The organism is Leucobacter alluvii, from assembly GCF_039530485.1.
In the GTDB taxonomy this organism is placed as follows: domain Bacteria; phylum Actinomycetota; class Actinomycetes; order Actinomycetales; family Microbacteriaceae; genus Leucobacter; species Leucobacter alluvii.
Genome location: NZ_BAAAOP010000012.1, coordinates 538,033 through 563,324, shown reverse-complemented (window position 1 = coordinate 563,324; position 25,292 = coordinate 538,033). Strand labels below are relative to the sequence as shown.

Annotated in this window: 25 protein-coding genes and 1 tRNA gene; 16 read left to right on the top strand and 10 right to left on the bottom strand. The window is 68.6% G+C overall.

Annotation, left to right across the window (positions count from 1 at the left end):
- Positions 1–19 precede the first annotated feature (19 nt).
- Positions 20–1,339 carry an MFS transporter gene (locus tag ABFX18_RS13815; RefSeq protein ID WP_090146378.1) on the bottom strand — a complete coding sequence of 440 codons (1,320 nt, stop codon included), beginning with the start codon at positions 1,337–1,339 and terminating at the stop codon, positions 20–22.
- Positions 1,340–1,491: 152 nt separating this feature from the next.
- Between ABFX18_RS13815 and ABFX18_RS13810 the strand changes: the two genes are divergently transcribed.
- The 9 genes from ABFX18_RS13810 (at position 1,492) to ABFX18_RS13770 (ending at position 11,006) form a co-directional block, all read left to right on the top strand.
- The gene (locus tag ABFX18_RS13810; protein ID WP_200330336.1) at positions 1,492–1,806 is read left to right on the top strand and encodes a Dabb family protein; all 315 of its coding nucleotides are present in this window, start codon (positions 1,492–1,494) and stop codon (positions 1,804–1,806) included.
- 204 nt (positions 1,807–2,010) lie between these two features.
- On the top strand, positions 2,011–3,861 hold the full coding sequence (gene dnaK, locus ABFX18_RS13805) for a molecular chaperone DnaK (protein ID WP_200330334.1): 1,851 nt from the start codon (positions 2,011–2,013) through the stop codon (positions 3,859–3,861).
- Positions 3,862–3,863: 2 nt separating this feature from the next.
- On the top strand, positions 3,864–4,475 hold the full coding sequence (locus tag ABFX18_RS13800) for a nucleotide exchange factor GrpE (RefSeq protein WP_090146384.1): 612 nt from the start codon (positions 3,864–3,866) through the stop codon (positions 4,473–4,475).
- Positions 4,468–5,421: a DnaJ C-terminal domain-containing protein gene (locus ABFX18_RS13795; protein WP_090146386.1), complete on the top strand. Its 954-nt coding sequence runs from the start codon at positions 4,468–4,470 to the stop codon at positions 5,419–5,421. The genes ABFX18_RS13800 and ABFX18_RS13795 overlap by 8 nt, the downstream gene beginning before the upstream one ends.
- An 87-nt stretch (positions 5,422–5,508) precedes the next feature.
- The gene (locus ABFX18_RS13790; RefSeq protein ID WP_346058634.1) at positions 5,509–5,931 is read left to right on the top strand and encodes a heat shock protein transcriptional repressor HspR; all 423 of its coding nucleotides are present in this window, start codon (positions 5,509–5,511) and stop codon (positions 5,929–5,931) included.
- Positions 5,919–7,103, top strand: coding sequence for a class I SAM-dependent methyltransferase (locus ABFX18_RS13785; RefSeq protein WP_346058633.1), 1,185 nt, complete (start codon positions 5,919–5,921; stop codon positions 7,101–7,103). The genes ABFX18_RS13790 and ABFX18_RS13785 overlap by 13 nt, the downstream gene beginning before the upstream one ends.
- A gap of 99 nt (positions 7,104–7,202) precedes the next feature.
- Positions 7,203–8,501, top strand: coding sequence for an MFS transporter (locus tag ABFX18_RS13780; RefSeq protein WP_346058632.1), 1,299 nt, complete (start codon positions 7,203–7,205; stop codon positions 8,499–8,501).
- 94 nt (positions 8,502–8,595) lie between these two features.
- Positions 8,596–9,783 (top strand): glycosyltransferase, encoded by a 1,188-nt coding sequence (locus tag ABFX18_RS13775; RefSeq protein WP_346058631.1) that lies wholly within the window; start codon positions 8,596–8,598, stop codon positions 9,781–9,783.
- 2 nt (positions 9,784–9,785) lie between these two features.
- The gene (locus ABFX18_RS13770; RefSeq protein ID WP_346058630.1) at positions 9,786–11,006 is read left to right on the top strand and encodes a glycosyltransferase; all 1,221 of its coding nucleotides are present in this window, start codon (positions 9,786–9,788) and stop codon (positions 11,004–11,006) included.
- Between the two features lie 56 nt (positions 11,007–11,062).
- Here the strand turns inward: ABFX18_RS13770 and ABFX18_RS13765 are convergent, their stop codons facing one another.
- On the bottom strand, positions 11,063–11,704 hold the full coding sequence (locus tag ABFX18_RS13765) for a CHAP domain-containing protein (RefSeq protein ID WP_346058629.1): 642 nt from the start codon (positions 11,702–11,704) through the stop codon (positions 11,063–11,065).
- A 235-nt stretch (positions 11,705–11,939) separates the two neighbouring features.
- Here ABFX18_RS13765 and ABFX18_RS13760 point away from each other — a divergent pair.
- Positions 11,940–12,027 (top strand) — tRNA-Ser (locus ABFX18_RS13760).
- A 69-nt stretch (positions 12,028–12,096) separates the two neighbouring features.
- On the opposite strand, the gene ABFX18_RS13755 is transcribed toward ABFX18_RS13760, so the two are convergent.
- Positions 12,097–13,800 carry a long-chain-fatty-acid--CoA ligase gene (locus ABFX18_RS13755; RefSeq protein WP_346058628.1) on the bottom strand — a complete coding sequence of 568 codons (1,704 nt, stop codon included), beginning with the start codon at positions 13,798–13,800 and terminating at the stop codon, positions 12,097–12,099.
- 192 nt (positions 13,801–13,992) lie between these two features.
- Between ABFX18_RS13755 and ABFX18_RS13750 the strand changes: the two genes are divergently transcribed.
- The 4 genes from ABFX18_RS13750 (at position 13,993) to ABFX18_RS13735 (ending at position 17,442) form a co-directional block, all read left to right on the top strand.
- Positions 13,993–15,075 carry a YihY/virulence factor BrkB family protein gene (locus ABFX18_RS13750; RefSeq protein WP_346058627.1) on the top strand — a complete coding sequence of 361 codons (1,083 nt, stop codon included), beginning with the start codon at positions 13,993–13,995 and terminating at the stop codon, positions 15,073–15,075.
- A 120-nt stretch (positions 15,076–15,195) separates the two neighbouring features.
- Positions 15,196–16,239, top strand: coding sequence for an iron-containing redox enzyme family protein (locus ABFX18_RS13745; RefSeq protein ID WP_346058626.1), 1,044 nt, complete (start codon positions 15,196–15,198; stop codon positions 16,237–16,239).
- Positions 16,236–16,436 (top strand): CDGSH iron-sulfur domain-containing protein, encoded by a 201-nt coding sequence (locus ABFX18_RS13740; RefSeq protein ID WP_090146401.1) that lies wholly within the window; start codon positions 16,236–16,238, stop codon positions 16,434–16,436. The genes ABFX18_RS13745 and ABFX18_RS13740 overlap by 4 nt, the downstream gene beginning before the upstream one ends.
- 7 nt (positions 16,437–16,443) lie before the next feature.
- Complete coding sequence (locus tag ABFX18_RS13735) at positions 16,444–17,442, top strand: glycosyltransferase family 2 protein (protein ID WP_346058625.1); 999 nt, start codon at positions 16,444–16,446, stop codon at positions 17,440–17,442.
- Here ABFX18_RS13735 and ABFX18_RS13730 read toward each other — a convergent pair.
- Positions 17,354–18,598, bottom strand: a complete 1,245-nt coding sequence (locus ABFX18_RS13730; RefSeq protein ID WP_346058624.1) for an aminotransferase class I/II-fold pyridoxal phosphate-dependent enzyme — start codon at positions 18,596–18,598, stop codon at positions 17,354–17,356. The genes ABFX18_RS13735 and ABFX18_RS13730 overlap by 89 nt on opposite strands.
- Before the next feature lie 69 nt (positions 18,599–18,667).
- On the opposite strand from ABFX18_RS13730, the gene ABFX18_RS13725 reads away from it, so the two are divergent.
- A complete protein-coding gene (locus ABFX18_RS13725; protein WP_346058623.1) occupies positions 18,668–19,018 on the top strand; it encodes a TIGR02611 family protein in 351 nt (116 codons plus the stop codon).
- Positions 19,019–19,134: 116 nt separating this feature from the next.
- Here ABFX18_RS13725 and ABFX18_RS13720 read toward each other — a convergent pair whose 3' ends face one another.
- The 3 genes from ABFX18_RS13720 to upp all read right to left on the bottom strand — a co-directional run bounded on the left by ABFX18_RS13720 (position 19,135) and on the right by upp (position 21,688).
- Positions 19,135–19,833 carry a magnetosome magnetite crystal formation protein family gene (locus ABFX18_RS13720; protein WP_346058622.1) on the bottom strand — a complete coding sequence of 233 codons (699 nt, stop codon included), beginning with the start codon at positions 19,831–19,833 and terminating at the stop codon, positions 19,135–19,137.
- A 150-nt stretch (positions 19,834–19,983) separates the two neighbouring features.
- Positions 19,984–20,679 (bottom strand): winged helix-turn-helix domain-containing protein, encoded by a 696-nt coding sequence (locus tag ABFX18_RS13715; RefSeq protein ID WP_090146412.1) that lies wholly within the window; start codon positions 20,677–20,679, stop codon positions 19,984–19,986.
- 370 nt (positions 20,680–21,049) lie between these two features.
- A complete protein-coding gene (gene upp / locus ABFX18_RS13710) occupies positions 21,050–21,688 on the bottom strand; it encodes a uracil phosphoribosyltransferase (RefSeq protein ID WP_346058621.1) in 639 nt (212 codons plus the stop codon).
- A gap of 56 nt (positions 21,689–21,744) precedes the next feature.
- Between upp and ABFX18_RS13705 the strand changes: the two genes are divergently transcribed.
- Complete coding sequence (locus ABFX18_RS13705; protein WP_200331087.1) at positions 21,745–22,179, top strand: nucleoside deaminase; 435 nt, start codon at positions 21,745–21,747, stop codon at positions 22,177–22,179.
- A 262-nt stretch (positions 22,180–22,441) separates the two neighbouring features.
- Here the strand turns inward: ABFX18_RS13705 and ABFX18_RS13700 are convergent, their stop codons facing one another.
- The 3 genes from ABFX18_RS13700 to ABFX18_RS13690 are packed head-to-tail and all read right to left on the bottom strand — an operon-like array spanning position 22,442 to position 25,217.
- Entirely contained in the window at positions 22,442–23,536 is a 1,095-nt protein-coding gene (locus tag ABFX18_RS13700) for an ABC transporter ATP-binding protein (protein ID WP_211649967.1), read from the bottom strand.
- Positions 23,533–24,375, bottom strand: coding sequence for an ABC transporter permease (locus ABFX18_RS13695; RefSeq protein WP_346058620.1), 843 nt, complete (start codon positions 24,373–24,375; stop codon positions 23,533–23,535). Before ABFX18_RS13695 ends, ABFX18_RS13700 begins: the two co-directional genes overlap by 4 nt.
- Entirely contained in the window at positions 24,372–25,217 is an 846-nt protein-coding gene (locus ABFX18_RS13690) for an ABC transporter permease (RefSeq protein WP_090146423.1), read from the bottom strand. Before ABFX18_RS13690 ends, ABFX18_RS13695 begins: the two co-directional genes overlap by 4 nt.
- Between the last annotated feature and the right edge of the window lie 75 nt (positions 25,218–25,292).

The window sequence follows — 25,292 nt, the reverse complement described above, 5'->3', positions numbered from 1 at the left end:
AGGGCCCGTGCTGCGCGCCTCACCTGGGGGCGCGCACCGGAAGCAGCAGCAGGAGCCCGATGAGCAGCACGGCTCCGATGCCGATGATGCCGAAGATGGTCGCGCCCCCGATCGCGATCGCGATGGTGAAGCCCGCGGGTGCCAGGAACGAGACCGCGCGGCCGGTGGTGGCGTAGAGGCCGAAGATCTCTCCTTCTCGGCCCGGCGGAATGAGCCGGGCGAGGAACGAGCGGCTCGCCGACTGCACCGGTCCGACGAAGATGCAGAGCAGGAGACCGAAGATCCAGAACACCCACGTGCCCGAGTCGTGCAGCGCGAAGACGAGCATGGCGCAGATGACCATGAGCACGATCGACCAGACCATGACGCGCTTCGCCCCCAACTGATCCTCGAAGAAGCCGACGAGGATCGTCGCCAGCCCCGCGACGACGTTCGCCGCGATGGCGAAGAGGATCACGGTCGTGTTGTCGAACCCGAAGCTCCGCGCGGCGATCACTCCGCCGAACGTGAAGACGCCTGCGAGCCCGTCGCGGAACACGGCGCTCGCGATGAGGAAGTGCAGGGTGTGCCGCGCATCGCGCCAGAGGCCGGCGACGCTCCGGAACACGTCGGCGTATGCGCGCAGGAACCAGCGTCCCTTGCTCTCGGGGTGAGCGGCCGCCGGGATCTCGGGCACCGCGAAGAAGACGGGGATCGCGAAGACGGCGAACCACGCGGCGGCGAGGAGCATGGCGATGCGCACGTTCCAGGCGCCATCCGAGGTGACGCCGAACCAGCCGACCTCGGGGAAGATGAACCCGACGAGGATGAGGGCGAGCAGTACGATCCCGCCGAGGTACCCCATCCCCCAGCCCAGGCCCGAGATCTTGCCGACGTTGCCGTTGTTCGCGATCTGCCCCAGCATCGCGTTGTAGCTGACGCTCGCGAACTCGAAGGCGACGTTGCCGATCGCGAGCAGCACGAGGCCGAAGATCAAGAACTGCTCGTCCGGGGCCACGAGCACCATCAGCAGGGTGGAGACGACGACGATGCCGGTGTTGATGCCGAGCCAGGTCTTCCGGCGTCCCGCTTGGTCGGTGAGGCGCCCGATCACCGGCGCGAACAGCGCGACGACGATGCCGGCGACGAGCAACGCGATCCCGAGCTCGGCCGAGACCCGCTCTTCCGGGCCGAACGGGGCGCTCGTGATGTAGACGCTGAAGACGAAGGTCGTGACGACCGCGTTGAACGATGCCGACCCCCAGTCCCACAGCGACCAGGCGAACACGGTTCGCTTCTTCACGGAGGCGGGGGCGGCTGGGCCCGACGCGGCGGGGGCCGGCAGCACGTGGTCGCTCATGGGATTCAGCGTAGCCCCGTCACGGCTCGGGGTGAGGAGCTTCGCTGCCGTTCATGGCTCCGTCATCTTCCGTTGGTTCCCTGGTGCGCGCTTCCGCTCCGCCGTAGGCTCGGGCCGGAGGCGCGGGAGCTTCCCTGACCCGAGGAGCCAGAATGCCCATCCAGCACACCGTCGTTTTCCGCCTCATCCACGCCAGCGGGTCTTCCGAGGAGGCGGAGTTCTTGGAGTCGGCGGCGCGTGATCTCGCGCAGATTCCCGGCGTGAACGGGTTCACCGTGCAGCGCCAGATCAGTCCGAAGAGCGGCCTGGAGTGGCAGTTCTCCATGGTGTTCCTCGACGAGAGCGCGTTCCGCGCCTACAACGACCATCCGGCTCACGTCGAGTTCGTGCGGGCGAGGTGGGCTGTCGAGGTCGCCGAATTCCAGGAGTACGACTTCGTCGTGCACGTGAGCTCGGACGAGCGCTGAGACCTTCGCACTTCTCATTCTGAGAGTTGAGTGGGATCGACTCAAGTTTTACCGTGCAGACTTGACCTTCGCTGAGCGGCGAGTAAACTTGAGTCCAACAGGCTCAACATCGTGAGCACTCGCGCTCTCGTGCGAGTCGGCGGTGACGAGCAGTCTCCGGCCAGGCGCTTCGTCTGGTCGATCCGATCGACAGAAGGAGCACATATGTCACGCGCAGTAGGCATCGACCTCGGCACCACGAACTCGGTGGTCTCCGTACTCGAAGGTGGCGAGCCCACCGTGATCGCGAACGCCGAAGGCCTTCGCACCACGCCCTCGATCGTCGCGTTCACGAAGGACGGGGAGGTGCTCGTCGGCGAGACCGCGAAGCGCCAGGCCGTCACGAACGTCGACCGCACGCTCTCCTCGGTCAAGCGCCACATGGGCACCGACTGGAAGACCGACGAGATCGACGGCAAGCGCTACACCGCGCAGGAGATCAGCGCGCGCACGCTGCAGAAGCTGAAGCGCGACGCCGAGACCTACTTGGGCGACAAGGTGACCGACGCGGTCATCACCGTTCCGGCTTACTTCAACGACGCAGAGCGTCAGGCGACGAAGGAAGCCGGCGAGATCGCCGGGCTCAACGTGCTCCGCATCATCAACGAGCCGACCGCTGCGGCGCTCGCGTACGGCCTCGACAAGGGCAAAGAGGACGAGCTGATCCTCGTCTTCGACCTGGGCGGTGGCACGTTCGACGTGTCCCTGCTCGAGGTGGGCAAGGATGACGACTTCTCGACGATCCAGGTGCGCGCCACGGCCGGTGACAACCGCCTCGGCGGCGACGACTGGGACCAGCGGATCGTGCAGTGGCTGATCCAGCAGTTCAAGTCCTCGACCGGTGTCGACGTGGCGAAGGACAAGATCGCGCTCCAGCGTTTGAAGGAGGCGGCGGAGCAGGCCAAGAAGGAGCTCTCGAACTCGACGAGCACCCAGATCCAGCTCCCGTACCTCTCGCTCACCGAGAACGGTCCGGCGAACCTCGATGAGACGCTCTCCCGCGCGAAGTTCGAGGAACTCACCAAGGATCTGCTCGAGCGCACCCGTAAGCCGTTCCAGGACGTCATCGCTGAAGCCGGTGTGAAGGTGTCCGACATCGCGCACGTCGTGCTCGTCGGCGGATCGACCCGTATGCCCGCCGTGACGGAACTGGTGAAGTCGCTCACCGGCGGCAAGGAGCCGAACAAGAGCGTGAACCCGGACGAGGTCGTCGCCGTGGGCGCCGCACTGCAGGCCGGCGTGCTGAAGGGGGAGCGCAAGGACGTTCTGCTCATCGACGTGACTCCGCTCTCGCTCGGTATCGAGACCAAGGGCGGCATCATGACGAAGCTCATCGACCGCAACACCGCGATCCCGACGAAGCGCAGCGAGACGTTCACGACGGCGGAAGACAACCAGCCCTCCGTCGCCATCCAGGTCTTCCAGGGCGAGCGCGAGTTCACCCGCGACAACAAGAACCTCGGAACGTTCGAACTCACCGGTATCGCCCCGGCCCCGCGCGGCGTGCCCCAGGTCGAGGTGACCTTCGACATCGACGCCAACGGCATCGTGCAGGTCTCCGCGAAGGACAAGGGCACCGGCAAGGAGCAGACGATCACGATCTCCGGCGGCTCGACGCTCTCGAAGGAGGACATCGAACGCATGGTGCGCGAAGCCGAGGAGCACGCTGCTGAAGACAAGCAGCGACGCGAAGCGGCAGAGGTGCGCAACAACGCGGAGCAGCTCGCCTACTCGGTCGAGAAGCTCATCTCCGAGAACGACGACAAGCTGCCCGAGGACGTGAAGACCGAAGTGCAGGGAGATCTCGACGCGCTGAAGCAGGCGCTCGCCGGTGACGACGACGAAGCAGTGAAGAACGCTTCGGAGAAGCTCGGCCAGAGCCAGACGAAGCTCGGCGAGGCGATCTACGCGGCCGCGCAGGCCGAGTCTCCTGCTGAAGGCGGCGCCGATGCAACGTCGAACGACGATGACGTGGTGGACGCCGAAGTTGTTGAAGACGACGAGGAGAAGAAGTAACCATGGCGAACGAGGAACAGCGCACGCCCGGGGAAGACCCGAACGCTGACGAGGTTCCTGCTCAGGAGCCGGAGTCGCAGGACTCCGGCTCCTCGCCCCAGCCCGATCTCACGGTCGATGACATTCTGGGAGCGGAGCAGAGCGACGCCGCAGCGGACGCCGACGCGGCGAACGAGGCAGCGGCGGGGAACGAGGCGGACAACCCGTATCTCGATGATCTGCGGAGGCTGACGGCCGAGTACGCCAACTATCGGAAGCGCACGGAGTCGAATGCGGCGGTCGAGAAGCAGCGGGCGATCGCAGCGGCGGTCTCCCCGATGCTGACGGTGCTCGACGATCTGGATCGCGCTGAGAAGCACGGCGATCTGGCAGAGGGCACGGCGTTCGCAACGATCGCCCAGAAGATTCGCGGAACGTTCGAGCGCATCGGCGTGCAGAGCTTCGGTGAAACGGGCGAAGTGTTCGACCCGCAGATCCACGAGGCCATTGCACAGGTTCCGGTTCCCGGCACCGAGCAGCACACGGTGCTCGACGTCATCGAGCGCGGATATCGCATCGGCGAGGTCGAACTGCGCCCCGCCAAGGTCGCGGTGGCGGTGGGAGCGGATGGCTAGTCAGGATTGGCTCGATAAAGACTTCTACCAGCTTCTCGGCGTCTCGAAAGATGTCGGCGACGCCGAGCTGAAGAAGACCTACCGCAAGCTCGCGCGCAAGTACCACCCGGATTCCAACCCGGGTGACGCGGTTGCCGAGGCGAAATTCAAGGAGATCAGCGAGGCGTACTCGGTGCTCTCCGACCCCGAGCAGCGCGCCGAGTACGATCAGATCCGCGCGATGGGCGCCGGCGGTGCCCGCTTCACCGCGGGTGGCGGCGGAAACCAGGGCTTCGAGGACGTCTTCGGCGGCATGTTCGGCGGAGGCGGGCGCAACACCCATTTCCAGTCGGGCGGCCCTCAGGGCTTCGAAGACATCTTCGGAGGCATGTTCGGCGGAGCTCCACCGCGCGGGCCGCAGTCCGGGCGTGACATCCAGGCCACGACGACCCTCGACTTCGAGACGGCGGTGCAGGGTAAGACGGTCACGTTGCAGGCCTCGACCGGTTCGGTCAAGGTGAAGATCCCTGCAGGGGTCTCCGACGGCCAGAAGATCAAAGTGCGCGGCAAGGGCGAACCGAGCCCCACGGGCGGACCAGCGGGAGACATCATTCTCACCGTGAGCGTGCGCAAGCACCCCGTGTTCGAGCGCGACGGCCAGAACCTCCGCGTGAAGCTGCCGGTGACGTTCTCCGAAGCGGCGCTGGGGGCGACGGTCGAAGTGCCGACACTCGGTGGCGCTCCGGTGAAGCTCAAGGTGCAGCCCGGCACGCCGAGCGGTCGCGTGCTTCGCGTCAAGGGGCGCGGAGTGTCGAGCTCGAAGGGCACGGGCGACCTTCTCGCCGAGGTGCAGATCGTGGTTCCCTCGCATCTGTCGCCAGAGGCGAAGGCGGCGCTCGAAGCGTTCCGCGACGTCGAACCGCAGGAGAACCCGCGAGCCGATCTCCTGGCTCGCGCGAAGGGATAATCTCCTCTCATTGAGCGAGGAGCGCAGTGCCGGCCGTGCGGCCCGCACTGCGCTCCTCGACGAGCCACACGAAAGCAGGTCAGCATCATGGCGAATCCGCGACTGGACCGTTTCACGCCGGTATTCGCCATTGCCGCGGCCGCTGAGCTCGCCGAGATGCACCCCCAGACCCTGCGGCAGTACGACCGCATCGGACTCGTCTCACCGCAGCGCACCCGCGGGAACACCAGGCGGTACTCGCTGCACGACGTGGCGAGGCTGCGAGAGGTCGCGCGTCTCTCCGCAGAAGGGCTCAGCCTCGAGGGCATCCGCCGTGTGCTCGAGCTCGAAGACCAGGTGCGCCGTCTCGAGGATCGCGTGCGCGACCTCGAACGCGCACTGACGGAGGAACGACTGCAGCGCCCCGACCGCCGCGTCTTCGCGGCCGGATCCGCCGGGGGAGAAGTGGTCACCCTCCGTCGCGGCACACGCATGCGGCGCAACGCCGAGGTCGTCGTGTGGCAGCCGTGAGCCCGCGCGATACCGATGATCGACTCGAGGCCCTGTTCGCGCAGCTGACGCGCGAACCTGATTTCGACGCGCCGGAGCTGCAAGCGTTCGATGCCGCCGACCAGCTCATCCTCCGCACCGCGGCCGACGACTTGGCCGACCACCCATTCGAGGTCCCCTTGGGAGTCGACGACGTCGTCGTCATCGGCGACCGCCACGGAGCACTCACCCTCGGAGCCGCGACCGTGTTCGGAGTCGCGGGGATCCGGACCCATCAGGACCCGCTGCTCGGAGAGCGCGCCCTGGCTCAGAACGCCCGGCGCATGCAGTTGGCGGGCCGGTACACGAACCACGGGCTCGATGCCGCTGCGCTGACGGGGGCACGGGTCGTGCTCGTGCAACTGCCGCGCGGCCTCGACGCGCTCGCCGAGGTGTCTCGGGCGATCGCGCGCTGGGCGGACCCGGAGGTGCGCGTCTTCGCCGGCGGTCGCGTGAAGCACATGACGCGCGCGATGAATGACGTGCTCGCTCGCGATTTCGCGGAGGTCTCGGCAGGTCTCGGCTGGCGCAAGTCGCGCGTGCTCCGCGCGGCAGGGCCCCGAGTGCCGGCGACGGCGGAGAGCGCGTTCCCGAGGTGGGGCACCGATCCAGCGCTCGACTTCTCGCTCGCGGCCTTCGGCGCGACATTCGGCGGCCCGGTGCTCGACCACGGCAGCAGGCTGCTCCTCACCACGCTCGCCGACACGCAGCGGCAACCCGCCACGATCGTCGATCTGGGATGCGGCAACGGTGTGCTCGCCGTGTCGGCCGCGCGCCGCTTCCCCGAGGCGCGCGTGCTGGCGACCGATCAGTCCACGGCGGCCGTCGCGGCCACCCGCCTCACGGCCCAGGCGGCGGGGGTGGCGGATCGCATCGCCGTCGAGCGTTCCGACGCGCTCGAGGCGGTGCCCGATGCGTGGGCGGACCTGATCGTGCTCAACCCGCCGTTCCACACCGGCGCGACGGTGCACGCCGGAGTCGGTCATCGCCTTATCCGCGCGTGCCGCCGTGCGCTCGCGCCAGGCGGGGAACTGCGGCTCGTCTTCAACTCGCATCTCGGGTACCGACCGCTCGTCGAGCGAGAGGTGGGGCCGACGCGGCAGCTCGCGCGCAATGCCGTCTTCACGGTGCTGTCGGCGACGCGCGAATCCTGACCGGGACGAGGCCGACGCGGCGCTGCGCGCGGAGGACGCCGGAGTGCGGCGCCGCGTGAGGCCGGCGGCGCGCGGTGCTGAGAGTACTGTGGAACCGATATGACGAATTCGGCTCCGGCGTTCCTCTGGCGGCTGGCCCCGAGCATCTACGGGCCGTCGGTGCTCTTCTCATTGGGCGAGTACGCGATTCTGCCGCTCGTCGCCGTCATCGCGGTCGAGATGGGCGCGAGCATCGCGCTCGCCGGGGTGATCGCCTCGGCGGCCGTCGTCGGGCAGGTGCTCGGCAACCTTCCGGCGAGCTGGGTGGTCTCACGAGCCGGTGAACGCGCGGCGATGCTGCTCGCCGCCGCCGTCGCCCTGCTCGGCTGCCTCGGGGTCGCCTTCGCCCCGACTCCAGCGCTGCTCGGCGCAGCCGTGCTCGTCATCGGGTTCGCCGCCGCCTCGTTCGGGCTCGCGCGGCACGCGTTCATGACGACGCGCGTTCCGCTGCACTTCCGGGCTCGGGCCCTGTCGCTGCTCGGCGGAACGAACCGGCTCGGGCGGTTCATCGGCCCGTTCCTCGCCGCGGCCATGATCGCCGCGACCGGCGATCCGGAGGCCCCGGTCTGGGCGTTCGCCGCGTGCCTGGTGCTCGCCGCAGCGCTCGTCGCCTGGGCGCCCAATCCCGAACGCGCAGCGCCTGATCCCGAACGCGCAGCGCCCGACGCCAGCGCCGATGGAAGCGCGCGCAGCACAGTGTCGCGCACCGCGTCGCGCACCACCCCCAGTGAATCCCGCCCGGGGGTGCTCGGGGCGGTGCGCGACGGCGGGGCGGCGCTCCTGCGCATCGGAGGCGCCTCCGCGATCCTCTCCGGCATGCGGTCGATCAAAGACGTGCTGCTCCCGCTCTGGGGAGTGTCGATCGGACTCGATGCGACGCAGGTCGCGCTGGTCGTCGGCATCTCAGGCACCGTCGACTTCCTCTTCTTCTACACGAGCGGCCAGATCATGGATCGCTTCGGCCGCCTGTGGGCCAGCCTCCCTGCGATGGTCGTGATGGCGATCGGGTTCCTCGTGCTCGCGGGCACGCACGACCTGCCGGGAGCTGGCGTCTGGCTGCTCGTGATCGCGATCGTGGTCGGTCTCGGAAACGGCCTGTCGAGCGGCATCAACATGACGCTGGGCGCCGACCTCGCGCCCGCCGACCATCCGGCGCCGTTTCTCGCGGCATGGCGCACGTTGACCGACTTCGGCGGCGCTGTCGCGCCCCTCGCCGTCTCCGGGCTCGCCGCAGTATCGCTGCCCGTCGCGAGTGTCGCCGCCGGGCTGCTCGCGGTCGCCGGCGCCGTCGGGTTCGGGCGATGGATTCCGCGGTATCTGCCGCACGTCGGTCGGCGCCCGCCGCGATCCGCCGACTGAAGTGGTTCCAAGCCGCGGTTTGTAGACTGGTGCAGCGTCGCGCGTCGTCCGCGCGAATCCGCACCCATCTCCGACCGAAGGACTCCCGCGCACCGTGAGCACCACCGATCGCCAGCCCCCCCTGCGTATTCTGCAGGGCTGCGACACCTTCTCTCCAGATGTGAACGGCGCCGCTCGGTTCGCCGAACGCCTCTCAGCCGGGCTCGTGCAGCGCGGCCACGACGTCCACGTCGTCGCACCCGCGAAGCGCCACAGCCAGCACGGCAGCTACGTCGAGACCATCGAAGGCGAGCGCATGACCGTGCACCGGTGGGCGAGTTGGCGCTGGTACCCGCACGACTGGCTGCGGTTCGTGCTGCCCTGGAGGGCGCGCGGATACGCGCGAAAGCTGCTCGACCGGGTGCGACCCGACGTCATCCACATCCAGTCGCACATCGTCATCGGCCGGGCGCTCGCCATCGAGGGCGCGAAGCGGGGCATCCGAATCGTCGCCACGAACCACGTCATGCCGGAGAACGTGCTCGACTTCACGCTGCTGCCCGAGAAGGCGAAGCGCGTCTTCGTGCGCTGGGGCTGGAACGCCGCTGACCGCGTGCTCCGGCTCGCCGCCGCCGTCACCACGCCCACCCGTCGGGCGGCGGACTTCCTCGAGCGCAATACCCACCGCCGCGGTGTGCGACCGGTGAGCTGCGGGCTTCGCGCCTCCGATTACACCGCGGATCTCGAGCCGCGCACCGCGAACAAGCTCGTCTTCGTCGGTCGCGTCACGCTCGAGAAGGAGATCGACGTGATTCTCCGCGCGATCCCGCGCCTCGACGAATCACTCGACGTGCGCTTCACCGTCGTCGGCGACGGCGACCAGCGCAAGAATCTCGAGAAGCTCGCCGAAGAACTCGGCATCTCCGATCGTGTCGAATTCACCGGTCGGGTCACCGACGCCGAACTGCGCGCGCACCTCACCAGTGCGAGCGTCTTCACCATCGCATCGATCGCCGAGCTGCAGTCGATCGCGACGATGGAGGCCATGGCCTCGGGTCTCCCCATCGTCGCCGCGAACGCGATGGCGCTGCCGCACCTCGTGCACGACGGGGAGAACGGCTTTCTCTTCCAACCGGGCAACGACCGCGAGCTCGCGAGCCGCATCACCCGCGTGCTGCAGCAGACGCCAGAGGAGTACCTGCGCATGCAGCGCGCGTCGCTCGAAGCGGTCACCGTGCACGACATCGATCGCACCCTCGACACGTTCGAGGAGCTCTACCGCGGCGAAGCCGACTCCCGCTGACCGTGCACATCCTCATCGTCACTGATCAGCACCCCGAATCGCTCGGCGGTGTGCAGGTGGCGATCCGCATGCAGCGACGCGCTCTCGAACGCCTCGGGCATCGTGTCACGGTCGCGGCACCCGCACTGCACCGACTCGGCTACTCGATGGCGGAGCCGGATCGCGATGCGTACATCGATCTCCCCTCTCGGCCGATCACGCGCGATCGCGAGTACAGCCTCACTTGGCCGGGGAGGAGTGCTGATCGCAGGTTCGCGAACGCGCTCGCGACCAGGCCGCCCGTCGACCTGGTGCACGTGCAGGGCGACTTCTGGGGAGCGATGATCGGCGTGCGTGCGGCACGGGGTCTCCGGGTGCCGATCGTGCACACGATGCACAACCACGTCGATGAGGGCACGCGCGCCGTGACGCCGCTCGCGCCGCTCGCGTTCGCGGGGCTGCGCGCGTGGCGACGGCTCGTTCTCGGCCGCCCGCGCGGGGGCGTCGACCCTGCTTCGCGTGGCGCGTGGAGGTACCTGGCCGAGCTCGCAGCCGACGCCGACGCCGTCACCGCACCGTCGCAGCACTTCGCCGAGGCGCTGCGACGGCACGGGGTGAGCTCCACCGTGCTCGTCACGCCGAACGGGGTGGACGACGAAGCGGTCGCCGCTGCTCGGGAGGTGCCGCGCTCGGAACGAACTCGCCCGAAGCTCGTGTGGCTCGGGCGCATGAGCCACGAGAAGCGCGTACTCGAGTTCATCGATGCGATCGCGCTGTCGGGAATCGACGCCGACATCGCCCTGCACGGAGCCGGGCTGCTGCTGCCGCGCGTCGAAGAGCGCATTGCTGCGCTCGGGCTCGCCGACCGGGTGTCGATCCCCGGGCCGGTGCCCTATCCCGCTGCGCTCGCGGCGCTGCGGGATGCCGACGCCCTGGTGCAGACGTCGATCGGGTTCGAGACGCAGGGCCTCACGCCGTTCGAAGCGGCAGCGCTCGGAACGCCGACCATCTTCTCCGACGCGGAGATCGCCGCCGACGTCGACGTCGACCAGAAGTGGGTGGTGGCCGACGGAAGCGTCGCAGCCCTCGCGCGTGCACTGCGGGAGGCCGCCGCGGAATTGGCGGCTGCTCCGGGAGCGCGACGGGTGGATGCGTCAGCGGCGACGCGTTTCCTGCAGTCGGCTCGCAGCGGCGAGATGCTCGCCGTCTACGAGTCGGTGCTCAGCGCCGATCGCAGCGCCTGAGGGGCGCGATGGGGAGTGCGTGAAGCTGCCGGAGCCGCGCGGTGCGCGCGATGGGGCTAGAAGCGCCAGACGGCGGCGGTGAAGCCCTCCGGCGGCGCCGGGGTCCAGTCCTGCTCCTCGGTGACCAAGCCGGAGCCGCCGGGGCTGTTCGACTGGATGATCGTGAAGGTGCCGTCGTCGTTGACCTCGGTGATGAGCACCGTGTGGACGCCGGTCACCCACGACGTGGGGGAAGCGGTGTACTCGTACTGGATGATGTCGCCGGCTTCGGCATCGGCGAGCGACACGCGAGTCGCGCCCGTGTAGTTCGCCACGGGATCGCCGCTTCCGTTCCAGGCGCCGTTGCCTGCCTTGACCCAGCGCTGCGCAGACATGATGCACTCGCCCGGAGCGTTCCACCCGGTGGGGCGGCTGGTGCCGATCTCGCTCTTCGCGAGCTCGATCGCCGCTTCGACGTCGTAACCGTGCGGAACCGTCGCGATCTCTTCTTCGACCTGCAGTACCGACTCGATGGAGGCGCCGGCGAGGGCGTCTTCAGTGGTGTCGAGCTGCTGGGCGACGGTGGTGACGGGCTGTACGGCTGCGGCCGGTGAGGAGAAATCCTCGAGCGGCACATCGGCCGCCGCTGGTGCTGCGCCGACGGCGAAGGTCACTGAGGAAACCAGGCCGACTACGAACACCTTGGCAGAAACATTCACGCGATAAACTCCGGACTTTCCAACAAAAAGCGCCGGGCGGTGGCCCGTGCGCCTCACCTAGTATGCGTTACCGTTCCGTTACTTTCAAGTTCAGTAGTCAGGTCTCGTACATCTTCAGGTTTCTTTCGGGCGACGAACAGGCTTCTGTGAGGTCTCCGACGCGGTCGACGGCGCCCCCGGTTCGGCGTGCTGACGAGAACCCGCTAGACTGGTGCGCGCTGGCTTCGGCCAGTGAGGAGGATTCGCCTAGCGGCCTATGGCGCACGCCTGGAACGCGTGTTGGGTTCACGCCCTCGGGGGTTCAAATCCCCCATCCTCCGCCATCAGGGCCCGTCGCATTGCGGCGGGCCCTGTCGCGTCTGCCGGCCTGGTGGGGGAGAGCCGCGCCGAGCTCACTCTGAGCTGGCGAGCAGCTGCTCTCGCACGCTTCGGCGCAGCACCTTGCCGATGAGCGAGCGGGGGAGGTCTTCGACCTGGAAGAAGCGTCTCGGCACCTTGTACGGGGTGAGGCGCGTGCGGCAGAAGTCCCGCAGGGCCGCCGGTTCCAGCTCCGCACCGTCTCGGAGCACCACGGCGGCGGCGACCTCCTCGCCGCCATCGGGCCTCGGCAGCCCCACGACGGCAGCCGCGACCACGTCCGGGTGCGCCGCGATGGCGCTCTCCACCTCGCTCGGCGAGACGTTGAAGCCCCCCGTGATGATGATCTCTTTGAGTCGATCGACGATCGTCACGAACCCGTCGTCAGAAACCTCGGCGATGTCACCCGTTCTGAGCCACCCGTCGGGCAGCAGGGCCTCCGCAGTCTCGATCGGGCGACCCCAGTACCCCTGGAAGACCTGGGGGCCGCGGATGAGCAGTTCTCCGGCTTCGCCCAAGGGAAGGTCGGTCAGGGGATCCTCCGGGTCGACGACGCGGATCTCGGTGCTGGGAAACGGCACGCCGACCGTTCCAGGACGCCGGGTCTTGCCGATCGGATTGCCGAGTGCGACCGGCGAGCTCTCCGTCATCCCGTAGCCCTCGACGAGCAGGCCGCCCGTCGCGTCTTCCCATCGCTCGACCGTCGCGACTGGCAGGCTCATGGCGCCGGAGATGGCGAAGCGCACGCTGGAGAGATCGATGGTTCCGCGAGACGCCGCACGCGCGAGCTGATCGTAGATCGGAGGAACCGCTGGCAGGAACGTGGGGGCGCTCTTGCGCGCCGCCTTCGTCACGAGGTCGACGCTGAAGGTCGGGAACAGGACGAGTTTGGCCCCGATGCTCATCGCGAAGGTCAGGCACAGCGTCATCCCGTAGGCGTGGAAGAGCGGCAGCACTCCGTAGAACGTCTCGGACCCTGCGACGAGCCCCGGCACCCACGCCCGGCCCTGCATCGCGTTGGCCATGAGGTTCGCGTGCGTGAGAATCGCACCCTTCGGGGTACCGGTGGTGCCGCTCGTGTACTGCAGGAGCGCCGTATCCCGTAGCGCAGGACCCGGGACGCGCTTGGAGAGCCGTCGGTGGTCGAGCAGCGATTTCCACGAGATGAGATCCTTCGCCCGCGGCGCGGCCGTCAGTTTCGCCCGCGATGCGCGCGCCGCCGGAATCGGCAGCCGCAGGAGGAGACGCTGCGCGCGGGGCATGGCGGCGGTCAGGTCAACGCTCACGATGCGTTCGAGCTTGAGATCCGACGGGAACCCGGCGACGGTGTCCACGACCTTGTCCCAGACGATGGCGAACCGGGCGCCGTGATCCTCGAACTGGTGACGCAGCTCGCGCGCCGTGTACAGCGGATTGTGCTCCACGACGATGGCGCCGAGCCGGAGCACGGCGTAGAACGCGACGACATGCTGCGGACAGTTCGGGAGCACGAGCGCTACGCGATCCCCCTTGGTCACGCCGATGCGCCGCAGCCCCTCAGCCGCGCGTTCGACCTGTTCCCCCAATTGCCGGTAGGTCGTCGGAGCACCGAAGAACTCGAGTGCGACATGGGAGGGAAACGCTCGCACACTCGCCGAGAGCATCTCGGGCAGCGATTGCGCCGGTTCATCGATCTCTGCGGGCACACCCTCCGCATACGAGGTGAGCCAGGGGCGAGAAGCGTACGGGGAGGCGACCATGGTTCTATCCTGCCGTCTCGCCGGTCGCCCCGGCAGAATATTCCGCGTCGAACTCGGAGGAGCGGTGCGGAGCAGATCGCACCACTATAGGGCAGCCGACGCCAGTTCGCGACCCCGATGACGACGCGCGCCGGCCGTCATTCACTGGAGAGGAACGTCCGCATCTTCGAGCCGACACGGGAAGAGCACCTGATGAACACGGATCACACCTCACGCACCGCGAGCGCGCATCACCGTCCGCAGACCGACGCCAGGAAGGCCGCACCGGACCCGGAGGATTCGCGGAAGCCCGATGGGCCGACGGATCTGCAGAAGCGGTCATGGGTGTACGTTCTGCGCAAAACCCTCCGCGAATTCGGAGCGGATCAGTGCACCGATATCGCGGCGAGCCTCACGTACTACGCCGTACTCGCGCTCTTCCCCGCGCTCATCGCGATCTTCTCGCTGCTCGGCGTCTTCGGGCAGGGCCCTGCCGCGACGGATGCGATTCTGGGCATCGTCGACGAAGTCGCTCCCGGGGGGACGGCAGATGTAGTGCGCGGGCCCATCGAGCAGTTCGCCACTTCGCCAGCTGCCGGTTTCGCCCTGGTGAGCGGCCTCGTCGTCGCCATCTGGTCGGCTTCCGGCTACGTGACGGCTTTCAGCCGTGCGATGAACCGGATCTACGAAATCGAGGAGGGACGACCGTTCTGGAAACTCAAGCCGGCCCAGCTGCTCGTCACGATCATCTCGCTCGTGCTCATCGTGATCGCAGCGGTCATGCTCGTGGTCTCGGGGCCGGTCGCCGACGCGGTCGGCTCGGCGCTCGGCATCGGCGAGACTGCGACGATGGTGTGGTCGATCGCGAAGTGGCCCGTGCTCGCCGTGGTGTTCGCGCTGATCCTGGCGATCCTCTACTACGCCACTCCGAACGCCAAGCAGCCCAAGTTCCGCTGGATGAGCATGGGAGCCTTCCTCGCGCTCATTCTCCTCGCGATCGCGACTGCCGCGTTCGGCTTCTACGTCGCGAACTTCTCCAACTACGACAAGACCTACGGTTCGCTCGCGGGCGTCATCATCTTCCTCCTGTGGCTCTGGATCGCGAACAACGCCATTCTCTTCGGAGCCGAATTCGACGCCGAACTGGAGCGCGGCCGTGAACTGCAGGCCGGCATGCCCGCGGAAGAACGCATCCAGCTCCCTCCGCGGGATACCCGCAAGAGCGACAAGGCCGCGAAGAAGGAGCAGCAGGACATCGACGAAGGGCGGGAGATCCGCGAGCGCAACGAGAGCTGACGGGCACCGCGGGCGGAGGGCCGGTCACGGCAGCGCATAGCGCACGCACTGGCACGGCGCCAAGCCCTGTTCGTGCACCTCTCGCTCGGCCAAGCTGAGAAGACTTGAGATAGGAGAGCCATGTCCGCCACCGTCGACACATCATCCGCACTGCTCGCATTTCACGCGCGGGGACCGCTGAGCGAATCGCTGCTCCGCAGCCTTGCCGGGGCGGAGGAGACCGCAGGTGCTCCGGAGGCGGCGCGGCGCGCGGTCGAGGAGAGTGCGGACATCACGCACGATGACGACATTCAGCTCGCGCTCTTCCTGCTCTACGCCTGCCACTACGGGTCCATCGACGGCATCTCCGCCGACTGCGAGTGGGACACCGCGCTCATCGAGGCGCGAGCGGTGCTGGAGGCGGCATTCGAATCGGAGCTGCGCGCGCGCATCGCGCTTCCCGACATTCCGGCTCCGCAGGCGCGAGCCGTTGCGAAGTCGCTCTTCGACCTGACCTCGGCAGACGCCGGGCCCAGCCTGTCGCGGTACTTCGCCAAACGGGCGACGCAGGAGCAGGCCGAAGAGTTCCTGATGCAGAAGTCGATCTACACGCTCCGCGAAGCCGATCCGCATTCCTGGGCGATTCCGCGCCTCCGCGGGGGAGCGAAGGCGGCGCTCGTCGAGATTCAGGCGGACGAGTACGGGAGCGGCCGGCCGGAGCGAGTCCACGCCACGATCTATGCGAAGACGATGCGCGAGGCGGGGCTCGACGACGCCTACGGGCGATACGTCGACGTCGTTCCCGCCATCACCTTCGCCTCGCACAACATGATGTCGATGTTCGGGCTCAACCGCAGGCTGGTCGGGGCGATCGTCGGGCACCTCGCCGCGTTCGAAATGACCTCCGCCATCCCGAATCGGCTGTACGGCGACGGATTCCGGCGCCTCGGATACGGCGAGGAAGTGACTGACTACTTCGACGAGCACGTCGAAGCCGACGCGGTGCACGAGCAGATCGCCGGGCGCGACATGGCCGGCGCGCTCGCCGAGGATCGACCCGAGCTCCTGCCGGACATCATGTTCGGAGCGGTGGCGTGTCTCACCGTCGACGGTTGGATGGGAGAGCACATGCTCACCGCGTGGACTGAGGGGCGTTCGTCGCTCCGAGAGGCGACGGCCGCGTGACTCCCGAGGAACCGTCGATCACTCCCTACCCCGACGGTCCGCTGATCGTGCGCGGGGCGATCAACCTGCGGACGTCGGACGGAGCGCCGATTCCGCAGAAGCGAAGAACCATCGCGCTCTGCAGGTGCGGCCTCTCGACGATCAAACCGTTCTGCGATGGGACCCACCGGCTCTCCGGATTCCGCACGGACGACTAATGGCGGCATGATGGGCGACCGAGAAGCGGCTGAGTACGTCATCCCGCTGCGCTGGCGCGCGGATGACGAGCTCGCCGAGATGACGTCGTACCTGCGACAACTCGCCGCATGGATCGACGTCACCGTCGTCGACGGGTCGGACGAGGAGCGGTTCTCGGCGCATGCTGACGCCTGGCGGGGTATCGTGCGGCACCTTCCGGTGACCGGCTCCGGCGCGGGCAACGGCAAGGTGCACGGGGTGCTCGCGGGAGTCGCAGCCGCGCGCCACGAGCGCGTCATCCTCGCGGACGACGATGTGCGGTACGACCGCCCCGCGCTGATCGCCGTGATCAGCGCCCTGGGCGCCGCCGATCTCGTCAAACCGCAGAACTACTTCACCCCGGCCCCCTGGCACGCGAGGTGGGATACGGGCCGCAGCCTGCTCAATCGCGCGCTGGGCGAAGACTACCCGGGCACGTACGGCCTGCGACGGTCCACGTTCACCGCCATGGGCGGGTACGATCCAGAAGTGCTGTTCGAGAACTTGGAACTCGAACGCACCGTCCGCGCGCACGGGGGACGGGTCGCGCACCGACCCGGGATCTACGTCGCGCGGCGCCCGCCCTCGGCGCGCCACTTCCGGTCCCAGCGCGTGCGCCAGGCGTACGACAGCTGGGCTCAGCCCGCGCGTCTCCTCGCCGAAGCAGCGATCCTCCCGGTCGTGCTCTGGTGCCTGCGCAAGCGCGCACGCGCCATCGCCCTGCTCGGTGCGCTGCTGCTCGTCGCAGAGCGCGGTCGGCGGCGCAGCAACGGTCGCAGGGTCTTCCCGCGGAGCGCGCCCTGGTGGGCGCCGCTGTGGATGATCGAACGGGGCGTCACGATCTGGATCGCCCTCGCACTGCGCCTGCGCGGAGGTGTGCGTTACGGAGACGCGCGGCTCAGCCGTGCTGCTCACTCGCAGGCTCAGCTGCGCCGCCGAGCCGAGACAGGCGATCGATCGCGGTACGCAGAGTCCGCTCGTCCTTGACGAAGGTGAAGCGCACCCACGACGAGAGCGCAGAAGCCGTCTCCGACCCTGCGCGGCAGAACGCGGAGATCGGCACGCACGCCACGCCGATCGCACCGGGCAGCATGCGCGCGAACGCCGCACCATCGGGCGCGGCATCGCTCAGGAACGGTGTCGCGTCGGCGCACACGAAGTACGTGCCGCCTGGGACCACGAGATCGAAGCCGGCCGCGCGCAGGCCCGAGACGAGCAGGTCACGGCGATCCGCCAAGGAGTCGCGCAGCTCGAGGATGTCGTCGTCGCCTGCGGCAAGGGCTCGTGCGATCGCGGGCTGGAACGGAGCTCCTCCCGAGTAGGTGAGAAACTGCTTCACCGCGGTGATCGCCTCGATGAGCGGCGCGGGGCCGACGGCCCATCCGATCTTCCAACCGGTGAGCGAGAACGTCTTGCCGGAGGACGAGATCGTGATGGTTCGGTCGGCCATGCCGGGAAGCGCCGCGAGCGCATGATGCCGGGCTCCGTCGAACGTGAGGTGCTCGTAGACCTCATCGGTCAGCACGAGAGCGTCGACGCGTTGCGCGACGTCGGCGATGAGGCCGAGCTCGTCGGCGCTCAGCACGGTGCCGGTGGGATTGTGCGGAGTGTTGATCACGATCACGCGAGTGCGGTCTCCCACGGCGTCGGCGAGGGCGGCGCGGTCCACTCGGAACGCTCCGTCGATGTGCCGGAGGGGCACCGTCACATGCGTCGCACCCGACATGGCGATGAGTGCGGCATAGGCGTCGTAGAAGGGCTCGAGCGTCACGACCTCATCACCGGGACCGGTGAATGCGAGCAGCGCCGCAGCCAGGGCTTCCGTCGCGCCAGCCGTCACCAGCACCTCGGTCGACGGGTCGACGGCGATGCCGGTGTGGCGGAGACGGTGCTGCGCGATCGATTCGCGCAGGGCTGGGATCCCGCGCCCAGGCGGGTACTGATTCTCTCCCTGCAGGATCGCCTCCGCCGCGATCCGACGGATCCATTCGGGGCCGTCGGCGTCTGGAAACCCCTGACCGAGATTCGCGGAATCCGTCGCCAGCGCCAGTGCGGTCATCTCCGCGAAGATGGTCGGCCGGGTCGAGCCGTCGTCGGCCGCCAGGCCCGCCGCTGCCGCCACGGACCGCCATCGCTCAGTCATTCCGCCAGTCTAAGCGAGCACTCACCTGACTCGCGGCGGGCTGCCAGCGTCACGACCTAGGCTCGCCCCATGCCCGCACCCGACGCACACCGAGCCGCGCCCGACGGGCGCCCACGTCGTCGCTGGGGTCGCCTTGCGCGTGGCTCGTCGCGCGTTCGCGCCGTCATCAAACGGCGTCGGTGGCTCGACACGCTCTACCGTGTCGCTCTGACCGCGGTGGGTGCGCTCATCGTCGGCATCGGGCTGATCCTGGTGCCGCTGCCCGGGCCGGGCTGGCTCATCGTCTTCTTCGGACTCGCCATACTCGGCACCGAGTTCCACTGGGCGCGCCGGCTGCTCGTATGGGCGCGCATGGCCCTCGCTCGCTTCGCCGAGCGCTGGCGAGCACGGCGCTCGCGCCGTGCTGCTCTCGGCACCTGAGCCGCTGACCGCCCGGGAGCGGCGCGCGATCACGGCTGCAGCTCAGCGCGGATATGACAACGGCGCCCCGGCTTCGCAGAAGCTGACCGGGGCGCCGTCGACGGAGGAACGCTGCGCTACTTGATGAGCGGAACGTTGAAGATGAATCCGGGCTGCTCACCGCGGCGGAAGCCCTCGCTCGCCTTCACAGCGGCGATGATGTGGAACACGAACAGCACGACCGAGCCGATGCCGAGCAGGAAGCCGAAGATCAGCCCCAGGTATGGGATGAGCCCGAGAATCCATGTGGCGAGGCCGACGCCGACGCGCAGCAGCGAGAAGTTCAGGTTGTCGCGCTGGTAAGCGTAGAGACGCTGATCGCCCTTGTCCTTGTCGACGAGGAAGAAGATCAGCGCGGGAATCCACGAGAAGAAGACCGACAGCCAGTAGTTGAGCACGACATTGCTGGCCGGATCGGCGACCGGCTGAGCGTAGCCGGCGGGCGGCTGCTGGTAGCCGCCCGGAGGCGGAGGCGTCTGGCCCGGCGCGCCGTACTGCGGCGGCTGCTGGGGCTGTTGCGGATGCTGCGCGTTCGGCGCCTGGTACTGCGGCGCCTGGTACTGCGGCGCTTGCGGCGGGACCGGAGGCGTAGCCGGCGCCTGGTACTGCGGCGACTGGAACTGGGGCGCCGTCGAAGGCGTCTCGGGAGCACTCGGGGGCGACTGGGGCGTCGCCGGAGGCGTGGGAGGAGCCGGTGGCGTGGTCGGTGCGGGATCGCCTGAAACGGGTGCGGCAGACTCTCGGCCGGGCTGATCCTCTGGGGGCAACGTAGTCATGTTCGGTCTCCTTCAAGACGTAGGATGCGTTTCCGAGGCTACCGCAGGTGGCTCACGACGCGGTAGCGCGTTGCAGCGCGCGACGGGGCGGCGCCGCACGGCAGCAGCGGTCACGGCCCTGCGCCGTGCGGTGAATCCGCGCGGTGCGGCTCAGAAAGCGTCGGGGCTCGGTGCCGCCGTGTGGAGGATCGCGACGTCAGCGTGACGGTCGAAGCGGTATCCGGTGCCGCGCACCGTGCGCACGATGTCCTGGTACTGCGCCAGCTTCACCCGGAGACGGCGGATGTGCACGTCGATGGTGCGCTCGCTGGGCACCTCTTCGTCGGTGCCCTCGCTCCACAGCGCGGAGATGAGCTCCTCGCGGCTGATCGTGCGCCCCTCGCGCAGCACGAGGTACTGCAGCAGTTCGAACTCCCGGAACGTGAGCGCGGCAGTGACGTTGTCGAGCAGGACGCGCTTCCGCGACAGATCGAGGATCACGCCGCTCGCAGCGTGATCCTGCTCTTCCGCTTCGTGCTGCTTCTGACGGGCGACAGCTGCGGGGTCGCCGAGCGCGAGGCGCACGACGTCGACGTCACGACCGCCGGTCTGCTCCGGGGCGAGGGCGACGGCTGCGTAGGTTTCGGCCGCCGGAGCGAGTTCGGCGACGAGCTGCTTGATGCGGGTGACGATGGCGCCGAGCTTCGGGTCGCCGTCTGCGATCTTGTCGTCGGCGAGGCCGACGTAGAGTGCGAAACCGCGCACCTCGGTGCCTTCGGGAACGCGGCGCTCTGAGGTCTGCTGCGGCGAGAGATCTGCGGCGAGGTCGGGGCGAGCGGCGCGGAGGGTCTGGGTGGTGGCGTTCATGATGATGTCCTTCGAGGCTGTCGAATGCGGTTCGGCGCAGCGGTGCGCGGAACACGGAGGCCGGTGACCGGCCAGTGGTGCGGGCGAAGCGGGCGGCGCTTCCGAGGAGTCTCAGTGGAAGCGGCGACCCGAGATCGCGGCGACGGGAAGATGTCGCGGGGTGGACGTACTGCTAGAAGACGTTCACATGCACATTCGACAACGCATGACACTCTGCCCGGCCATCATCATGCCGGGGTTCCCAAAGTTCACCTCGAAGGCGGACTGGGGACGAATGGTCTCATGCATAACCGCAAGTTAAGCAAAGCATTGCTCCGAGTGTCAAGCGGAAGCTGCGGATGCAGCAGAACTGAGCGGTCGCGCGGCCGGGTCAGTGGTCGGCGGTGCCGTACAGGCGGTCGCCGGCGTCGCCCAGGCCGGGGACGATGTACGCGTGCTCGTCCAAGCCGTCGTCGAGCGCTCCGAGCACCAGCGTCACCTCGCGGTCGCCCGCTGCCTCCTTGATCGCCTCGACGCCCTCAGGGGTGCCGAGCACGCAGATCGCCGTCACATCGTCGGCGCCACGATCGAACAGGAACTTGATCGCTGCCGCCAGTGATCCTCCTGTCGCGAGCATCGGGTCGAGCACGAAGCACTGACGCCCGGCGAGCGAATCGGGCAGACGCTCGGCGTACGTCGTGGGCTGCAGCGTCTCTTCGTCGCGTGCCATGCCGAGGAATCCGACTTCGGCTGTGGGGACGAGCTTCACCATGCCCTCGAGCATTCCGAGCCCGGCGCGCAGAATCGGGACGATGAGCGGCAGCGGCTCGCTGAGCTTCACGCCCGTCGTGGGCGCGACCGGCGTCTCGATCGCGTGCGGTTCGACGCGCACCTCGCGCGTGGCCTCATAGGCGAGGAGCGTCATCAGCTCCTCGATGAGGAGCCGGAACGTCGGCTGGGAGGTCTTCGTGTCACGCAACACGGTGAGCTTGTGGGTGATGAGGGGATGATCCGCAACGAAGACTCGCATGGACCTATTCTATTGGCGTGACCCCCATCCCCCCATCGCGCGCCGAGTTCGAGTCGATGGGACTCGCGCTCCACCAGGCGCGCGAGGCATTCGATGCGGGCGAGATTCCGGTCGGAGCGCTCGTGCTCGATGCCGACGGGGTCGTCATCGGTGCGGGCGGGAACGCCCGCGAGTCGGTGCCGGATCCGACGGGCCATGCCGAGGTGCTCGCCATTCGCGAGGCGGCAGCTGCGCGTGGAAGTCGCATGCTCGACGGCTGCACGCTCGTCGTGACGCTGGAGCCCTGCGTCATGTGCGCCGGCACGATCCTCGCTGCGCGCATCGAGCGCGTCGTGATCGGAGCCTGGGACGAGAAGGCCGGTGCTGTCGGCAGTGTCTACGATCTGCTGCGCGACGGGCGACTGCCGCACGCGGTGCCGGAGGTGGTGGGAGGGGTGCGCGCCGACGAGTGCGCCGCGCTGCTCCGCGCCTTCTTCGAGCGCCGCCGCTAGCGGGGCGCGGGTGCCGCGCCCCGCGCACCTTCTGCGAGCGGGGTCACTGTTGGTGCGTGTCGCGCGCCCGACACGCACCAACAGTGACCCCGCTCCGGCGGCAGTGGACGGGGTGCCCCGCCGGGGTACCCCGCCGGGGCGCCCCGCACCTCACGGCCAGCGGGGTCACTTAGGGAGGGTGTCGGCGCGGTCGCGCGGCGCAACACTCTCCCAAAGTGACCCGCGTGGCGGAGGCGGAGGCGCCGAGACGCCCCGGGCCCCGTCAGACGCGGGGCGCGACCGTGACCGGTTCGGCGGCGAACGACACGACGACGCGGTCTCCTGCGCGGAACGACTCGTCGGCCGCGTGCTGCGACGCCAGTTCGGTGCCGTCGTCGAGCTGCACGACGGTACGGCGAATGGGCCCGAGGAACCCGCTCGACAGGACGACCCCGCTCAGCGGCGTGGCGAAGGATCCCGGAGTCTCTGCCGCGAGCCGCACGTGCTCGGGGCGCACATACGCCACCACTCGGGCGCCGGCCACGCCGGTCGTACCGGTTCCCGCCGGAGCGATCGTCGGGAGTCGGGCGCCGCGGATGTTGACGAGCTCCCGTTCCTGCGTCGCCTCGAGCTGGTTGGAGAGCCCGACGAAGTCGGCGACGAAGGGCGACGCCGGCCGGCGGTAGAGGTCTTCGGGGGTGCCGAGCTGCGCGATCCTGCCGCCCTCCATCACCGCGACCCGGTCGGAGATGGCGAGCGCCTCCTCCTGATCGTGCGTGACGAATACGGTCGTGATGCCGAGGTCCGTCTGGATCATGCGGATCTGCTCGCGGAGCCGCACCCGCACCTTGGCGTCGAGCGCCGAGAGCGGCTCATCGAGCAGGAGTGCCCGTGGGCGAGTGACGAGCGCGCGCGCCAGGGCGACGCGCTGCTGCTGCCCGCCGGAGAGCTCGTGCGGGAAGCGCTCCGCGAGGTGGGTCAGCCCGACGATCTCGAGCATCTCGCCGATGCGTGCGACGCGCTCGGCCTTCGGCACTTTGCGCATGCCGAGCCCGAACTCGACGTTGCGCGCCACAGTTAGGTGGGGGAAGAGCGAGTACTGCTGGAAGACCATGCCGATGTCGCGTCGGTTCACTGGCACGCCGGTCACGTCGTCGTCGCCGATGCGCACGTGTCCGGACGTCACGTCTTCGAGGCCCGCGATGCAGCGCAGCGCCGTCGTCTTCCCGCAGCCCGACGGGCCGAGCAGGCAGACGAGTTCGCCGGGTTCGAGCGCTAGGTCGATGCCGTGCAGCACGGTGGTCGCCCCGTACGCCTTGGTCACCTGTTCGAGGCGCACGGCGGCGCCCGATCGGGTCTGGGTCATCGTGCCGTTCATGAGGAGGACTCCTGGGAAGTGTTCGAGCGGGAACCGCGTCGCGTGCGACGGCGCGGAGCGCCCCCGGTACTGCTGACGAGGAGAAGAACGAGGAAGGCGCCGACCAGCGAGAGCAACGATACCGCGACGGCTACGAACGGATCCGACTTCGAGATCTGCAGCAGCGCCGTTTGGAGCGTGACGCGGTTGAGCAGTGAAGACACGGTGAACTCGCCGAGCACGATCGCGATGGTGAGGAGCGATGCCCCGAGCAGCCCGCGCCGCACTCCGGGCGTGACGATCCGCACGAGAACGGTGCCCCATCCGGCACCCAGCGACCGGGCGGCCTCGGCGCGAGTGCGGGCGTCCATGCCCTGCAGGTCCGAGTTGATCGCTCGGTAGGCGAAGGGCAGGACGAGCACGCCGTAGGCGAGCGAGAGGGTCCACGCTCCGGAGCCGACGACGGAGCCGAGTGCGCGGTAGATCGGCGCGAACCCGACGACGAGCACGATGGCGGGGATCGCGATGGGCAGCACGGTGAGGAGGTCGAGCGCGCGTTCGAGTCGGGGAAACCTCAGGTGCACGAGCACGACGGTCGGGAAGAACACGCCGAGCACGATCACGAGAGTGAGGACGGCGAGGAGGAAGGAGTTGCCGAGGCCCTGGAACAGCGGCCGGTACGCGCGGGCGTTATCGGGGTCGAAGAGCGCGAGCCAGTGGTCGGGGCCGTACCCGCCGGCGGTCTGCCGCAGCGTGAACTCGAGCATTGCGAAGAGCGGAATGAGGAAGACGAGTCCGATGACGCCGACGACGGCGTAGGCGACGCCTCGTGACGGGCGACCGGGCATGCGCGTGCTCATCGCTGCCACCGCCCCGCACGGGCCATGAGTCTGCCGTAGGCGAGCATCACGACGGTCATCACGACGATCATGCCGAGCGCGAGTACGCCGGCAGTCGCAGAGTTCGATCCGCCGGTCTCACCGATCAGTGCCGCGCGGATCTGCAACGGGACGATCTGCGCGCCCTGGCTGATGAGTGCGGCCGCCGTGGCATACGACGAGAACGCGTTCGCGAAGAGCAGGAGCAGCGAGCCGAGGAACGCGGGGGCGAGTACGGGCAGGCCGATCCGCCACCAGTAGCTGAAGCTGTTGCCGCCGAGCGTCGCGACCGCTTCAGCCCAACCCGGCTGCAGGGCGACGACGGCTGGCAGGAAGGTGATGACCATCAGCGGCACCTGGAAGTAGAGGTAGGGGAGGATCAGCCCTGGCAGTTCGTAGAGCCAGACCCCTTCGGCGTAGATGTCGACGCCGAGGCGATCGCGGAGGGTGACCGTGACGAGCCCCTGGATGCCGATCGTCGCCACGAAGGCGAAGGCGAGCATGACGCCGCCGAACTGAGCCAGCACGGAGCTCGCAGCATCGATGACGCGTCGGAGCGGTCCGTTCTCCGGGAGCCCGGCGAGCGCCCAGCAGAGGATCGCTCCGATCAGGGCGCCGACCACGGCGGTGATGCAGCTGACGCCGACGCTCGCGCCGAAGGCGCTGAGTGTCGCCGGCGCGGTGAGCACCTGGAGGTTTGCGAGGGTGAATCCCTGATCATCGGTGAAGCCGCTGCCCACGGCGAGCATCGTGGGCACGGCGAGGAACAGCAGGATGTAGACGGTGAAGGGGGCGAGCCCGATCAGCGAGATGAGGCGTTTCACGTGGGCTCCGGGCGGTCGGCCGAACTGAGATGACGATGGTGCAGACGCACGCGTGCGGTGGGGGCTGATCGCGCC